The sequence below is a fragment of the Candidatus Persebacteraceae bacterium Df01 genome (genome assembly GCA_030386295.1).
Lineage (GTDB): Bacteria > Pseudomonadota > Gammaproteobacteria > Tethybacterales > Persebacteraceae > Doriopsillibacter > Doriopsillibacter californiensis.
The window spans coordinates 357,633-372,896 of the sequence record JANQAO010000001.1; the positions used below are offsets into that span (position 1 = coordinate 357,633).

The 15,264-nt window shown below is 47.7% G+C and carries 11 protein-coding genes; 5 read left to right on the forward strand and 6 right to left on the reverse strand.

Annotated elements, in window-relative coordinates; all coding sequences use genetic code 11:
• Positions 1-10: 10 nt before the first annotated feature.
• A complete protein-coding gene (locus NQX30_01785) occupies positions 11-2,032 on the forward strand; it encodes a DUF2723 domain-containing protein (protein ID MDM5147112.1) in 2,022 nt (673 codons plus the stop codon).
• A 181-nt stretch (positions 2,033-2,213) separates the two neighbouring features.
• Entirely contained in the window at positions 2,214-3,515 is a 1,302-nt protein-coding gene (gene aceA, locus NQX30_01790) for an isocitrate lyase (protein ID MDM5147113.1), read from the forward strand.
• A gap of 129 nt (positions 3,516-3,644) precedes the next feature.
• On the opposite strand, the gene NQX30_01795 is transcribed toward aceA, so the two are convergent.
• The 3 genes from NQX30_01795 to NQX30_01805 all read right to left on the reverse strand — a co-directional run bounded on the left by NQX30_01795 (position 3,645) and on the right by NQX30_01805 (position 6,546).
• The gene (locus NQX30_01795; GenBank protein ID MDM5147114.1) at positions 3,645-4,841 is read right to left on the reverse strand and encodes a fatty acid desaturase; all 1,197 of its coding nucleotides are present in this window, start codon (positions 4,839-4,841) and stop codon (positions 3,645-3,647) included.
• A 58-nt stretch (positions 4,842-4,899) separates the two neighbouring features.
• A complete protein-coding gene (gene ssb / locus NQX30_01800) occupies positions 4,900-5,346 on the reverse strand; it encodes a single-stranded DNA-binding protein (protein MDM5147115.1) in 447 nt (148 codons plus the stop codon).
• A 90-nt stretch (positions 5,347-5,436) separates the two neighbouring features.
• Positions 5,437-6,546 (reverse strand): MFS transporter, encoded by a 1,110-nt coding sequence (locus NQX30_01805; protein MDM5147116.1) that lies wholly within the window; start codon positions 6,544-6,546, stop codon positions 5,437-5,439.
• Positions 6,547-6,620: 74 nt separating this feature from the next.
• Here NQX30_01805 and uvrA point away from each other — a divergent pair, with 74 nt between their 5' ends.
• Positions 6,621-9,500 carry an excinuclease ABC subunit UvrA gene (gene uvrA, locus NQX30_01810; protein ID MDM5147117.1) on the forward strand — a complete coding sequence of 960 codons (2,880 nt, stop codon included), beginning with the start codon at positions 6,621-6,623 and terminating at the stop codon, positions 9,498-9,500.
• Here uvrA and choW read toward each other — a convergent pair.
• Positions 9,497-10,360 carry a choline ABC transporter permease subunit gene (choW, locus tag NQX30_01815; protein ID MDM5147118.1) on the reverse strand — a complete coding sequence of 288 codons (864 nt, stop codon included), beginning with the start codon at positions 10,358-10,360 and terminating at the stop codon, positions 9,497-9,499. The two genes, uvrA and choW, sit on opposite strands and share 4 nt — an antisense overlap.
• 30 nt (positions 10,361-10,390) lie before the next feature.
• Positions 10,391-11,335: a choline ABC transporter substrate-binding protein gene (locus tag NQX30_01820; protein MDM5147119.1), complete on the reverse strand. Its 945-nt coding sequence runs from the start codon at positions 11,333-11,335 to the stop codon at positions 10,391-10,393.
• Positions 11,336-11,783: 448 nt separating this feature from the next.
• Between NQX30_01820 and NQX30_01825 the strand changes: the two genes are divergently transcribed.
• A complete protein-coding gene (locus tag NQX30_01825) occupies positions 11,784-12,248 on the forward strand; it encodes a (2Fe-2S)-binding protein (protein ID MDM5147120.1) in 465 nt (154 codons plus the stop codon).
• Positions 12,249-12,258: 10 nt separating this feature from the next.
• Positions 12,259-14,457: a xanthine dehydrogenase family protein molybdopterin-binding subunit gene (locus tag NQX30_01830; protein MDM5147121.1), complete on the forward strand. Its 2,199-nt coding sequence runs from the start codon at positions 12,259-12,261 to the stop codon at positions 14,455-14,457.
• A gap of 70 nt (positions 14,458-14,527) precedes the next feature.
• On the opposite strand, the gene NQX30_01835 is transcribed toward NQX30_01830, so the two are convergent.
• Entirely contained in the window at positions 14,528-15,256 is a 729-nt protein-coding gene (locus NQX30_01835) for an Asp/Glu racemase (protein ID MDM5147122.1), read from the reverse strand.
• Between the last annotated feature and the right edge of the window lie 8 nt (positions 15,257-15,264).

Sequence of the window (15,264 nt, forward strand, 5' to 3'; positions counted from 1 at the left end):
ATAATTTGGCATGCCTCGATTTTCCCTAATTGTTATCGGTTTTGCCTTACTAGCGCTATATGTTTTTACTGCTGCGCCGAGTATCGGGTTTGAAGATTCGGTTTTCCTGACCTTAAGTTGTCTCAATGCAGACATCGCGCATGCACCGGGGTACCCTCTTTATGCTCTCGCTTGTTATCCTTTCGCTAACATCCCTGGTATAGATCCTGCGATAGGCGCAATGCTGTTTTCGGCGCTATGTGCCGCAATGGCGTGCGTGGTATTGGCCTTGATTATTTACCAGCTATCTGGCTGTATTATTGTTGCTTGGGGTGGTGCGGTGTTGTATGGGGTGTCGGCGACGTTTTGGTCACAGGGGAATATTCAAGAAGTTTATGCACTGAATGCTTTGCTATTTTTGACTGCGTTTTATCTTGCGTTGCGGCTGCGTGACGTTCCACAATCGCCAAAATTAATGGTGGCTTTGTTTTTTGTTTGTGCGTTAGGGTTGTCTAACCATTGGCCGCTATTTGTGCTGGCAGGGGTAGCGTTACCGCTCGTGCTGTGGTCGGTTCGCAAGTCGGCGTGGCGCGTGCTGTGCCATCCGCAAACACTAGCAGCTACTGTTACTGCAATAGCATTAGGATTGCTACCTTATGCGTATCTTGTCTGGCGCGCACACCATCCAGTAGCATATTTGGGAGTGCCCTTTGCACCTAATGATTGGGAATCATTTTGGCAAATCGTGTCGCGGCAAGTGCACTTTGCCAGTGATAAACACGGCGGTGCAGGAGTGGCGGACAAAATCGCTTTTTTACAATTTGTTGGGCATCGCGTATTGTGGGGAGAAATTGGCGTGTTGGGTGGTATTTTGGCGGTTATCGGTTTTTTAAGGCAGTGGAGGTTATTGTCGTTGTCGCTGGCAACAGCACTAACAGTGATGTTTCTCACCGGAACAGTAATATTAATATGGCGGTTGGATGTATTGTACGATGCCTTGCAAGAGCAAATTTTTTCAGTCTATCCCTTGCTACCGTATGCTGTTGTTTGCGTGTGGTCAGCGTTAGCGTTTGCGGGTCGACGGTATTATCAATTTGCGCCGGTGATTTGTGCGGTGCTGGCGTTGGGGTTGAATTTTTCCGCCAATGATCGGCGGCAACATACGCTAGCTGAGGATGGTATTCGTGCTTTTTTTGATGTTTTGCCTGCTGGTGGATGGATACCTTATCCATCCCAATTCAAGTTTGCCAAGTACCTGCAAATTACCGAAAATATTCGCCCTGATGTAGCCGTGTTACCAGCACCAAATCCTTATGTGTTTGAAGTTTACTATGCCGGTCCACGTCTATACGCACCAAACACATTGGCATATGAAAATGAGGTGCGCGCTGTCAATGTTTATGCCCGCCACAATGCCTTATGCTACAACGTGTTTGTGTTGTTTGATGCCTCTTGGCAGTCAGATGAGCATTTGCTGTTTTCCTGCCTGAGCGAAAAAAGACGGGTGGTGAACCATCCTGCAGTGGTAGTGTGGTTGCGTAGGTTAATAAATAGTGATTATCCATTAAATGATCAGCGTGCCCGCGAATTTACTGGCAAAGCGATTGAAGACGCTACCCGTACTATGCTTCAATTGAGAGCACGTCTGCAGTTACCCGAACAATGGAGGGAACTGCTAAGTGAAACGCGCCAAACGCCGCATGGTTTATTAGCAGAAGTGGAATTTTTGCGTGATAAGACGGATTTACTTATCAGCCGTCGTCGTGTTGATGAAATGGCGACACTAGCAGCCAGTGGGATGTTAAGTCGCCGCAATCAGGCGCGGTTGTTGTCTGCTTTAGGTGACTTGTATGCTGCTGTTAGCCCACGTAATGAAGACCTGCTGTCCACTGCCATCAAACATCACGCTGCAGCTGCTGCATTGTTGCCTGATGCACAAAGTGCTGTTGTACAGCGAGCGCTAAGTTTTTATCGGGAAGAGAAATTGTTTGCCGAAGAGCAACAACTTATTGCTAGGTACGGCACCGCTTTGTTTGAGCATGTCCAAAATTAGCTAAAAAATAACTAATGCCAATTTTATATTGCGCCGCAAGATTAATGTTTTTATTAAATTCAGTTTATAAATAAAAACGGCGTAAAAAGTAAAAAAGGGCGCTTTTTCTTGATTTTCCTTCCTTTTTCTTGTATATTGCACTGCAATAATTTTGTTTTTTATTTATCTAGAAAGTAAAACCATGCAACAAGCAGTTGAAAAATTACAACAAGAGTGGCGCGAAAACCCCCGCTGGCAAAATATTGAACGCCCCTACTCGGCAGAAGACGTGTTGCGCCTGCGTGGTAGCGTTATGGTGGAGCACACGCTGGCGCGGCTGGGTGCGGAAAAACTCTGGCAACGCGTTAACGAGGGCGGTGACTCTTACGTCAACTCGTTGGGGGCATTAACCGGCAATCAAGCAATGCAACAGGCACGTGCAGGGTTACGGGCGGTTTATTTATCCGGCTGGCAAGTGGCGGCAGATGCCAACAATGCCGGACAGATGTATCCCGATCAATCGTTGTACCCAGCTGATAGTGTGCCTTCAGTGGTGCGACGCATCAATAACTGCCTATTACGCGCTGATCAAATTGATGTTTCAGAAGGCAACGCCGACAAAACTGACTGGCTGTTGCCAATTGTCGCCGACGCCGAAGCGGGCTTTGGTGGCGTGCTTAACGCTTATGAGCTGATGTCAGCAATGATTGACGCTGGAGCTTCTGGAGTACATTTTGAAGATCAATTAGCGTCGGCCAAAAAATGCGGTCATATGGGCGGCAAAGTCTTGGTACCAACACAGGAGGCGGTGTCCAAGCTGATTGCAGCGCGGCTGGCGGCTGATGTCGCTGGTGTTCCCACGTTGCTATTTGCCCGAACCGACGCCGAAGCGGCACAATTGATTACTGCCGATTGCGATCCTGCTGATGAGCCTTTCATTAATCGCGAGAAAGCGCGTAGTAGCGAGGGCTTTTATCAACTGCGTAATGGGTTGGATGCCGCCATTGCTCGGGCGCTTTCTTATGCACCATATGCTGACCTTCTGTGGTGTGAAACAGCAACGCCTAATTTGGCCGATGCACAACGTTTTGCCGACGCGGTACATGATAAATTCCCCAGAAAATTATTGGCTTACAACTGTTCGCCGTCGTTTAATTGGCGTAAAAATTTGAACGATACTGATATCGCACGCTTTCAGCGCGAACTCGGCAAGATGGGTTACAAATTTCAGTTCATCACATTGGCAGGCTTTCACGCCCTCAATTACGGCATGTTTGATTTGGCTGACAACTATCGTGCGAACGGCATGACTGCTTTTGTTGCCTTACAAGAAAAAGAGTTTGCCGCCCAAGCACGAGGATTTACCGCAGTTAAACATCAACGTGAAGTTGGTGCTGGTTATTTTGATACGGTAACGCAGATTGTTGCTGGTGGTCGGTCATCGCTCACAGCAATGTCTGGCTCAACCGAAAGCGCGCAGTTCGAGGAAAAATCTGCCAAGTAAGCAATCAGCTAAATACAAGCGACGGGTAATTATTTGCCCGTCCGCTTTTTATTTTTACTTATTAATACAGGGTAAAAATTTTCTTGACGGCTGGCGTGTGAGCAATGCGCCTCGTATCGTTGTCGCCGTTTAGGCTTGGTTAATCCGATAGCCGTGCAATTCTCGGGCAAACGTCTGTAGTGCCGCGATGCCGCTTTTTTCGGCATTGGCACACCATTCACGCAGACTCGTCATCATTTGTTCTGCGGTCAGACTGCGGTCTTCCCACAGCATGGTGAGCTCTTTGCGCATAGATGCTACTTTTTGCATGACGGCACTTTTTTCTAGTAATGTTGCAATTGCTTTTTTGTCTACCTGTGTTAGCCGACTTTCCATGCCGTGCAGCCAGTCATTAAGTGCCTTGCTGCTGGGGAGGTTTTTGCTGGCGACCTTGTTGCGCAATACCGCTAGCTCGTGGTGACAGGTTTTTTTCATGATGTGTGAAAAACGCATCACTACTTCTAAGCGATTGGCGATGACAGCTTGCAAGGTATCCAAATCGCAAGTGGCGCGGCTGTCAGACGACAATAGTTTAGGTGCTACGCGCTTAACTCTGGCTAGTCCCATTTTTTCTAGTAGGCGAATATACAGCCAGCCGACGTCAAATTCGTACCAACGGTTGGACAGCTTAGCCGATGTAGGAAACGCATGGTGGTTATTGTGCAATTCTTCGCCACCGATAAACACTCCCAGTGGCACGATGTTGCGGCTTTCATCCTGAGGCTGAAAATTCCGATATCCCCAATAGTGACCGATGCCATTAATCACACCCGCTGCCCAAAACGGTATCCATATCATTTGTATTCCCCACATAATCAAGCCGGCAGGCAAGCCAAACATCAGTAGATTGAAAGCCAGCATAGAAATTACGCCAGTTTTTGGAAAGTGCGAGTATACATTGTGTTCTATCCAGTCATCGGGAGTGCCATAGCCGTAGCGTGTGATGGTATCGGCATTATTTTTTTCGCGTACATAGCACAGCACACCACCAAACAACACACTCCAGATTCCTAACACTTGCGGGCTATGAGGGTCATCTTCGGTTTCCACTTTGGCGTGGTGCTTACGATGAATTGCCGTCCACTGGCGGGTAATAGTGCCCGTAGTCAGCCACAGCCAAAAACGAAAAAAATGCGCCACGATAGGATGCAAAGTAAGTGAACGATGTGCTTGGCAGCGGTGTAAAAATATTGTCACCGAGGCAATGGTGATGTGTGTCATGCCAAGAACAATGAGAACTAATATGCCCCACGAAAAATCGGTTAATCCATTGAAATAATCAAACATATAAACTCCTGTTGCGGCGATAATCGCCGTCGGTATGTGGTGTGTGTTGCATTAAACTTTAGAACGGTACGTCATCCATGTCGTCAAAATTATCTTTTGTACTTGGCCGACTGCTTTGATGGTTACCACCACCGCCATAGTTATTGCCGCCGCTTTCACTGCGTGAATTGAGAAAAGTAAAATCGCGCCCGCGAATTTCGGTGGAATAGCGGTCATTGCCTTCGCGGTCTTGCCATTTTCGGGTTTGTAGAGTGCCTTCTACGTACAATTTTGAGCCTTTGCGGCAATATTCGTGAATCAACTCGGCAGCGCGACCAAAAAACACCACTCGGTGCCATTCAGTTTTTTCAATTTTTTGCTGTGGGTTTTGTTTGTCGGGAAATGTCTCGGTGGTAGCTAAATTAAAATTGACTAACGAACTGCCGTCTGGGAGGTTGCGCAACTCTGGGTCGCCACCCATGTTACCAACAATAATTGCTTTATTAATAGTGCCTTTTGCAGCCATGATAGTACCTTGTTTTTCGATTGTTTCAATTAATAATAAGTGGTGTAAAAAGCATTAACTGTTTAATTTAAACAGAAAAGTCTTTTACACTTACTGTTTCTTACGCGATATTATCGCAAACCAGCAAAAAATCAATAGTGCCGCCACCCATTGTGCCGTTGTTTCTCCGGCAACATCGGTGATCAATCCTGATATTGCGGCACCGGCGAACAAGCCTAAAAACTCCGCTGTCATCACTACGCCCATTGCTTCGCCACGTCGTTGTGCTGGTGCGGTGCGACTAGCTCGCGCCGGCAGTTGCGCTTCCATAATAATAAAACCGGTGAAAAATATCGTCAAACCAATTGTTGCCGCCAGCCAGCTATCTATCGTCATTATCGCGCCGGGTAATAGTAAAACTGCTGCCAGAGGCAATGCAAATCGACGTTCTTTAATTACTATAGGGACACCGATAACAATTGCCGCCAGCAATGCCGGCGCATACACCCGCCAATGCTCGGCTAGAGGAAAAAAATCATTGAGCGCTGCCGGCAGCCTCAAAAATAGCGACGAAAACACATAGTGGGCGACAAACGCACCTGCTGCATAAGGCCACACGGCGGCGGTAACGGCGCTATTTTTATCAGAATTCGTCGCTTGTGCGGTTGGTGGAGGTAACAACGACACTGCCACTGCTGATGTCACACCCAAAATGCCGGCTAAGGCAAAAAGTCCGCTAGAGCCGAGCCATCCGGCAAGCGGTGGGGCAACTGGCAACGACACGGTAAAAGCCAGCGCAATAGCTGCGCCATAAACCAGCATGGCCCGCGCGCGCCGTTCCGGCGCGGTGATGTCGGCAATCCACGCAGCTGCCACCGCCGCTACTGCACCGCTACCTTGCAATAGACGACCGGCAATTAACTCCCATACGTTGTCCGCCGCTGCTGCAACAAAACCGCCGGCGGCAAATACCAGTAGCGCGCCTATTAATACCGGTTTTCTCCCCCAACGATCGGCCATCACACCAGTGGGAATTTGCATTAGTGCTTGAGTGATGCCATAACCGCCAACCACCAAACCCATCATCCAGCCGCTACTACCGTCAGGTAAGGCGGCGGCGGCGAGGGCCGCTACGGGCAGTATGATGAAAACACCAAACATGCGAAAAAACATTGCACCAGCGAGAACGCCAACACACAGTAGCTCTTTGCGGGGGAGCATAAGGTGCCATTGTACAGCCCGTCACTAGCACGCTTGGAATATGTTGGTTTAATATTTTAGAATCAAAGATTCCCATGAAAAAAATTCGCGTTGTTGGAGCCCGTGCCCATAATCTAAAAAATGTCACCGTTGAGCTGCCGCGCGACTGCATGATTGTCGTTACCGGTGTTTCCGGATCTGGGAAATCTTCGCTGGCTTTTGACACCATTTTTGCTGAAGGACAGAGGCGTTATGTGGAGTCGCTATCGGCTTATGCGCGGCAATTTTTGCAAGTGATGGACAAGCCCGACATGGACGCCATTGAGGGGCTATCGCCTACTATTTCCATTGACCAAAAGAGCGCTTCTCACAACCCTCGTTCAACCGTCGGTACTATAACCGAAATTCATGATTATCTACGTTTGCTGTACGCCCGTATCGGTAAGCCGCACTGTCCACGCCACGGCATTGCTTTGCAAGCTCAAACCACTGCTCGTGTGGTGGATTTTTTGTGCGCTACATTGACAAACAAGCGGCTGGCAATTTTGTCACCACTTATTATTGACCGTCGCGGTGAGCACTTGGAAATCTTTCGCGACATTGCCGCCAAAGGTTTTTCGCGTGTGCGTGTGGATGGTCGTATTTATGACTTAGAAGAAATTCCCACGCTGGCAAAGACTGTCAAGCATACTATTGAGGTTGTAGTGGACCGACTGCGTCCAGACGCTGACAACCAACAACGGTTGGTAGAATCAGTAGAAACCGAGGCGCGTTTCGGTGATGGTCGGTTACATGTTTTGGAAATGGAAGACGGTGGTATTCATACCTTTTCTACCCGCCATGCTTGCCCCAAATGCGGCTATGCACCGCCCGAATTGGAACCTAAACTATTTTCTTTTAACAATCCTAAAAGCGCCTGTTCGCAATGTGATGGACTAGGGACAATCTCTACGTTTGACCCTGCGTTAGTAGTAGAAAACGGCGATTTGTCTCTTGCTGCCGGCGCGATTCGCGGTTGGGATCGCCGCAATCCGTACTTGTTCACTCTGATGCAGGCGGTTGCCGACAAGTACAATTTTGATATACAAATGCCGTTTAACGACTTGTCCGCCAAAGTGCGTCAAATCATACTTTACGGTAGTGGCAAGGAAAATGTGCCCACTGTTTATCGATTCAAAAGTGGCGAGAGTGCCCGCAAAAATCGTGAACATCGACGCAACAAACCTTTTGAGGGAATTATTCCTAACATGGAACGGCGGTGGCGTGATACCGATTCTTATCACGTGCGTGAGGAGTTTGCTCGCTATATTTCCGCTCGTCGTTGTGATTCTTGCAAGGGACACCGTCTGTCACCTGACGCCTTGGCGGTAAAAATCGGCGAGTGTGGCATTCACGAAATTTCGACCATGCCGCTCAATGAACTGGCGGCATTTTTTGACGCGCTGCAGTTAGATAAAACCGACGCTGCTATCGCCGAACGAGTAGTGCGCGAGATTCGTGAGCGCGTGAGTTTCATGGTTAATGTCGGACTGGATTATCTGTCGCTCGCACGTGCTGCCAACACGTTATCCGGCGGCGAGGCACAACGTATTCGGCTGGCCAGCCAAGTAGGTTCAGGGCTCACCGGTGTAACTTATGTGTTGGATGAACCTTCCATTGGCCTACACCAGCACGATAACACTCGTTTACTGCAAACATTGATGCGGTTACGCGATCTTAAAAACACGGTGATTGTCGTAGAGCACGATGAAGAAGCGATTCGCGCGGCGGATTATTTGGTGGACATGGGTCCACTAGCTGGTGTGCATGGTGGTGAGGTTGTTGCCGCTGGTTCGGTAGAAAAAATCATTCGGTGCAAACGATCGCTTACCGGACAATTTTTGAGTGGCGTGCGGCATATTGCTTTGCCCGCGCGCCGGCATTCTCCAAAAACGGAACTCACCGTGCGTGGTGCTAGTGGCAATAATCTCAAAGGTGGAAATTTCACTTTCCCATTGGGACTGTTGACGTGCGTAACCGGCGTTTCCGGTTCTGGTAAATCCACACTGGTGCGCGATATTTTAGTACGTGTTATGCGTAGGCATTTGCACGGCAGCGGCGATGAACCACTTATGCACCGTGACATTACCAATATTAAACAGGTGGAAAAAATTGTGGTGGTAGACCAAAGTCCGATTGGGCGCACGCCGCGTTCTAATCCAGCCACCTACACCGGATTTTTTACAGCCATTCGCGACCTTTTTTCGGGACTGCCGCTGGCGCGTGAGCGTGGCTATGCAGTAGGGCGATTTTCGTTCAATGTTGCTGGCGGGCGCTGTGAAAACTGTGAAGGTGATGGTGTTATGCGTATAGAAATGCATTTTCTCCCCGATGTTTTTGTTACTTGCGATGTTTGTCAGGGACAGCGTTACAACCGCGAAACCTTAGAAGTCCGCTATCGAGGTAAAAACATTCATGACGTGTTAGATATGACGGTGGACGAAGGATTGGCTTTTTTCTCTAATGTGCCATCCGTTGCCCGTCGCTTGCAGACTTTGCATGACGTTGGGCTGAGCTATATCCGGTTGGGTCAGTCGGCAACTACATTGTCCGGCGGTGAGGCACAACGGGTTAAATTATCATTGGAATTGTCTAAGCGAGGCACAGGTAAGACGCTGTACGTATTGGATGAGCCTACTACGGGATTGCATTTTTATGATGTGGATTTACTGCTCAAAACGTTGCATCGCTTGCGCGACGAAGGCAATACCGTGGTGGTGATAGAACACAATTTAGACGTGGTAAAAACCGCTGATTGGATTTTGGATTTGGGTCCTAAAGGCGGTGCTGGCGGCGGTCGATTGATCGCTTCTGGTACGCCAGAACAAGTAGCGGATGTTAAAGAAAGCCTGACCGGAAAATATCTGAAGCCTATGCTCAAAACCCGCCGTAAAGCGGGGAAAGAAAAAATTATTAAAAAAACAGCTGGTATCTAATTATTGCGCCGCGGTTGTCGCAACCGGCATGCCCTGTCCAATATGATGGCAATGATGACGATAATAATACCGCTTTCAAAACCTTTGCCGATATTGACTTGATTGAGTGCTCTAAGTATGGGCACTCCCAGTCCGCCGGCGCCAACCAAAGCGGCAATGACCACCATGGACAATGACAGCATGATTGCTTGCGTGAGTCCAGCCAACATTTGTGGCAATGCGTGTGGAAATTCTATTTTGACGAGTCGCTCCCAAGGTGAGCAGCCAAAGGCATCGCCGACTTCTAGCAGTATTTTGGGTGTTGAAGACACGCCCAAATGTGTCATGCGAATCGGTGCCGGCATGGCAAAAATTACTGTGGCAATAAGCCCTGGAACCGGTCCCAGACCAAATAAAATTAGCGCTGGGATTAAGTAAACAAAAGTGGGGATAGTCTGCATAAAATCTAATATCGGACGCAAAATTGCATACAACCAAGGTCTCCGCGCGGCGGCAACACCTAGCGGCACGCCGACAGCCATGCAAATAAAAGCTGATGCCAAAACCAAGGCTAGAGTTTGTGTGGTTTCTTTCCAATAGCCTTGATTAACAATTAATAACATTCCCGCCACCACAAAGAGCGTTAGTAACCAGCGGCGGTGTAATAAGTGCACCAGAATCGCAAGCAAAGTGATTAATGCTAACGGTGACGGCGTTTGGAGTAGCCACAAGAGCGCGTCAATGCCATGCTCCAAAGCAACGGCTAATGAGTCAAATAACGTGCCGGCGTTGTCAGTCAGCCAGTTGACGCCGGCTTTGGCACCGTCTCCCAGCGGTAGCTTGTAATCGGTTAGCCACCGCGCCGTGTTTTCTTCGGCCATAGCTTTTTCTCGACCGCTCGCTAATCGTTATTATTTGATTTCTAGCGCGGTTTTTACTGCTGCCAAGCCGTCGTTACCGGTTATTGTTTTAACACCTTTTAGCCATCCATCCAACACATTAGGATTTTGTTGTAGCCAGTCGTGTGCGGCGGCACGTGGTTCTTGACCGTGATCCAAAATCGCTCCCATAATAGCCCCTTCCATGGTTAGCGTAAATTGCAGGTTATTTAGCAACACGCCAACATTGGGGCATTCTTTTACATAGTCTTTGCGGGTATTGGTGAACACCGAGGCGCCGCCGTAATTTGGACCAAAATAATCATCGCCGCCGGATAAATAAACGAGTTCAAAATTATTATTCATTGGGTGTGGTGCCCAGCCCAAAAAGACGATGTCTTGCTTGTTTTTAGCGGCACGTGCTACTTGCGCTAGCATACCTTGCTCCGATGATTCCACCAGTTCAAAGTCACCAAGGCTAAATGCGTCTTTTTCTATCATATCCAAAATCAGGCGATTACCGTCGTTGCCTGGTTCAATGCCATAAATTTTTCCGTCCATCGACTCTTTGAAATCTGAGATGTTGGCAAAATCGTTTAACCCTTTGGCGGCGGTATATGCGGGTACGGCAAAGGTATATTTCGCACCTTCTAAATTAGCAAGCGGTAGTACGTCAACTGCGCCTTTGTCACGGTAGGGCGCAAGGTCGCCTTCCATAGTGGGCATCCAATTACCTAAAAATATGTCTATGTCGGAGTTTTCCAAGCCTTTGTAGGTAACTGGTACCGACAGCACCTTAACGTCAGTTTGATAACCTAGCCCTTCTAGAACTTCTGTGGTAAGTGCAGTGGTGGCGGTGATATCTGTCCAGCCAACATCGGAAAAGCGTACTGTGCTGCAATCGTCAGCCAATACCGGTTGATAAAGCAATGCCGCCGCTGCCGTGCAGATAATAAATTTGTTAAAAATTGTTTTCATTGTTAATCTCTCCTAATAAATTTAAAAAAACGCTTTCTAATATAGCACAACGCACGGTAAAAATCAGAACAGCAATTGGGTTGTCGAGTCATCTACGTTCACATTAACTTCCTGTACAAAAGGTTTAAAAATTACATTAAAAAAAGACAAAAAGAGTGCCGTTGAGGTAATAAAAAAATGCGTAATAATATTGACTGTACACTTAAATTGCTGAAATGATAAAGATAATTATCAAAACATAATACATGGGGCTTGTAAATCAAATTAAATAAGAATAGAGAGCGATGAAAAAGATAGGCAATTAATATCTAGCAATAAAAAAATTCCGTAGATTATTCAATGATAGCCAAACGCGCTTGCGTTTATGTTATAGTCAGAGTATAGTTTTAGGGAAGCCTGTGGAAGACTTCAATATTTTGATTAATTTTGATTAACTGTGGAGAAAAATATGCCCGTCACATTAACCGTCAATGACAAAGAACATACGGTTGACGCATCGCCTGATACGCCATTACTATGGGCGTTACGTGATTATCTTGAATTAACCGGAACTAAGTACGGCTGTGGCATGGCACTATGTGGCGCCTGCACGGTGCATTTGGACGACCAACCAGTACGTTCTTGCGTTACGCCTATTTCTGCAGTTGGCTCGCGCAAAGTGCGTACGATCGAAGGGCTGCAATCTAAAGAAGCTCAAGCGGTGCAAGCCGCATGGGAAAAAGAACGAGTGCCGCAATGCGGATATTGCCAATCGGGACAGATTATGTCGGCAACGGCATTGCTTGCCGGCAACGCCAATCCTTCCGATGAGGCTATTAACACTGCAATGGCAGGCAATATTTGTCGTTGTGCTACTTATGTACGCATTCGTCAGGCAATCAAAGAAGCTGCTGTCAGTTTGAAAAACGCCTGAAAAGGAATACATGAAAAATCTTGCATATTTAACCAACACTTTTAATTCAGTTAACTCAGGGCGACGTCATTTCTTGAAATCTGTTTCCATTGCTGGGGCAGGTTTTGCTGTGGGCGTTTTTTATCCGCGCCTAGCGGTGGCTCAATCTGCAACCGAAGGGGCTGTTAAACCGTCTGCATTTATTCGTATTGGAGTGGATAACATCGTAACGGTTGTTATGAAGCATTTGGAAATGGGACAAGGTACTTATACAGGGCTTGCGACTCTTGTCGCCGAGGAGTTGGATGCTGATTGGGACCAAATAGAATCTGTCGGTGCGCCTGCCGATGCCAAGTTGTATAACAATTTGCTTTGGGGGCCTATGCAGGGCACGGGTGGTAGCACTGCTATGGCTAATTCTTTTATGCAAATGCGGCAGGTAGGTGCTGCAATGCGGGCGATGTTGGTTGCTGCAGCGGCAAAACAATGGGGCATTTCACCCGAACAAATTCTAGTTAATCGTGGACTTGTTAGCCACACTGCTTCACAACGTCAAGCGACATTTGGCGAATTGGCGGAAGCAGCGGCGCAACAATCGCCGCCGCCCCTGGAGCTTATTAAACTTAAAAGCCCACAGGATTTTATTTATATTGGAAAAAACGTTTCGCGCAAAGATACCGGAAAAACAGATGGTTCCGCGTTGTACACGCAGGATTTTAAAACGGCAGGGTTGTTGACTGCAGTCGTTGCTCATCCGCCGCTATTTGGCGCAACAGTGCGCGCTGTTAATGCCGATGCTGCCAAAGCTGTTCCGGGTGTGGAGGATGTGGTGTCCATTGCTTCCGGGGTGGCGGTGTTGGCCAAAGATTTTTGGACAGCAAAAAAAGGAAGAGATAAGTTGCTTATTGATTGGGATGAAACTGAGGCAGTCAAAATAAGTTCTGGGCAGCTAATGACCGAATATAAAAAAATGGCACAAGAACCCGGTATGTTGGCAGTTAATGTGGGTAATGCTGGAAGTGCTATGCCGACGGCAAAAACCGTGCTGGAAGCAGAATACGAGTTTCCTTTTTTAGCTCATGCCGCGATGGAGCCGCTCAACTGCGCCGCGCTGGTGACAGATAATGCCTGTGAAATATGGAACGGAGGGCAAATGCAGACGGGCGATCAATATTCGGTAGCGGCGTTATTAAACATTCCTCCCGAAAACGTGAAAATTAATACACTCTACGCGGGCGGCAGTTTTGGTCGTCGAGGTAATCCAAAATCGGACTATGTGCTAGAAGCTGTGAATATCGCCAAAGCCAAAAAGGGGACTCCCATTAAGTTGGTTTGGACTCGGGAAGACGATATGCGTGGTGGATACTATCGGCCGATGTATTTTCACAAATTGCGGGCAGGGTTGGACGAGGATGGGCAGTTAATTGCGTGGGAGCATCGAATTGTCGGGCAATCTATTGCATCCAGTACTTCTTTAATTAAAAACGACATTGACATTACTTCTGTTATTAAAAACGGCATTGACATTACTTCTGTTGAGGGAGCGGTTAATCTGCCTTATGACATACCTAATATACGTGTGGAATTGCATTCACCAAAAATTGGTGTTCCAGTGCTATGGTGGCGTTCCGTCGGATCTACGCACACCGCCTATTCAACGGAAACGTTTATAGACGAACTAGCCGCCGCCGCTGGCAAAGAGCCTATTGATTTTCGATTGCAATTGCTGTCTAAGCATCCGCGTCACCGTGCTGTGCTTGCTTTAGCGGCAAATAAAGCAGGTTGGGATAAGCCGGCGGTGGCCGGACGTTATCGTGGCGTTGCCGTTCACGAGTCGTTTAATAGCGTTGTTGCGCAGGTGGTAGAAATATCGTTAACGGACGACAAAAAAGTTCGCGTTGAGCGCGTTATCTGCGCGGTGGACTGTGGGCTGGCGGTTAATCCGGATATTGTGCGTGCCCAAATGGAAAGCGGCATCGGTTATGGTTTGGCAGCAGCACTTACCGGTGAAATTACGCTGCAAGACGGTAAAGTAGTTCAGTCTAATTTTCATGACTACAAGGTGTTGAGAATTAATCAAATGCCGGATATTGAGGTACATATTGTGCCGTCGGAAGCGGCGCCAACCGGTGTGGGTGAGCCGGGAACGCCTCCTATCGCACCGGCATTAATCAATGCGCTGTATGCAGCAACACAAAAAAGACATTATCGACTACCACTGCGAGCGTAATTAATTGTTTTTAGTGCAGGGTAACTATTACCTAATCCAGGCATCATAATGTGGGATAACGGTAGATTGCTCAGAATTGACACAATTTTGGGAGAGTCGATCCGCTAAGCTTTGCTAAGTGCCAGATTAAAACTAAATTACTGGACAATACAGTTGTTTTGAATTGTTTTTGACAGAACTGAATAACGTCCATACATTGCAGATTAGTGCAAGAAATAAAAACGACATCGACCGCTGTTTTACGTGTGAGTTCCTCCACTGCCCTGCAGATGCTTGGCGCGTCAATAGCAGCAACTTTTTTGTCGCTGTGCTGGTTAAAGGTACCTGCGGCAACAATCTCTAAACCGCTTGTGGTCAGTGCTTGGCACATCATCAATGAAATATTTTCGGTATAGGGTGACAGATAAGCAATGCGTTTTGCTTGCAAGTGTGCCAACGCCGCTTTGGCTGCCGTTAATGGGTTGGTTACGAAAGCGGTGTTAACGGCGTTTTTTATTAACCGCTCAACCTCCGCCTCACCGATGACGGCTGCCGCCGACGTGCAGGCGTAGCCAATAGCATCAAACGCCTTTCCCTCCGGAAATAATGCTAATGCTTCGGTCAGATGTGTTTTCATTGCCACCAGATTGTCCACAGAGACAATGTCGTTAACGGCAATACGAGTGTGTAGTAAATTCACGGTTGGGTTGGCGGAAAATAATTGCCGACAGTCGCTCTCTACTGTTTCGTCTGTCTGCAGGACGATTAATCCCAATAATCGTCGCTGCGTTTCTGTCAGGCGATAAGGTAAATTTTTCATCTTTAACA

Bases quoted from the DNA above. Each gene is read 5' to 3' on its own strand.
- NQX30_01805 (MDM5147116.1), bottom strand. From the start codon at position 6,546: ATGCTCCCCCGCAAAGAGCTACTGTGTGTTGGCGTTCTCGCTGGTGCA.
- aceA (MDM5147113.1), top strand. From the start codon at position 2,214: ATGCAACAAGCAGTTGAAAAATTACAACAAGAGTGGCGCGAAAACCCC.
- uvrA (MDM5147117.1), top strand. From the start codon at position 6,621: ATGAAAAAAATTCGCGTTGTTGGAGCCCGTGCCCATAATCTAAAAAAT.
- ssb (MDM5147115.1), bottom strand. From the start codon at position 5,346: ATGGCTGCAAAAGGCACTATTAATAAAGCAATTATTGTTGGTAACATG.
- choW (MDM5147118.1), bottom strand. From the start codon at position 10,360: ATGGCCGAAGAAAACACGGCGCGGTGGCTAACCGATTACAAGCTACCG.
- NQX30_01795 (MDM5147114.1), bottom strand. From the start codon at position 4,841: ATGTTTGATTATTTCAATGGATTAACCGATTTTTCGTGGGGCATATTA.
- NQX30_01820 (MDM5147119.1), bottom strand. From the start codon at position 11,335: ATGAAAACAATTTTTAACAAATTTATTATCTGCACGGCAGCGGCGGCA.
- NQX30_01785 (MDM5147112.1), top strand. From the start codon at position 11: ATGCCTCGATTTTCCCTAATTGTTATCGGTTTTGCCTTACTAGCGCTA.
- NQX30_01830 (MDM5147121.1), top strand. From the start codon at position 12,259: ATGAAAAATCTTGCATATTTAACCAACACTTTTAATTCAGTTAACTCA.
- NQX30_01825 (MDM5147120.1), top strand. From the start codon at position 11,784: ATGCCCGTCACATTAACCGTCAATGACAAAGAACATACGGTTGACGCA.
- NQX30_01835 (MDM5147122.1), bottom strand. From the start codon at position 15,256: ATGAAAAATTTACCTTATCGCCTGACAGAAACGCAGCGACGATTATTG.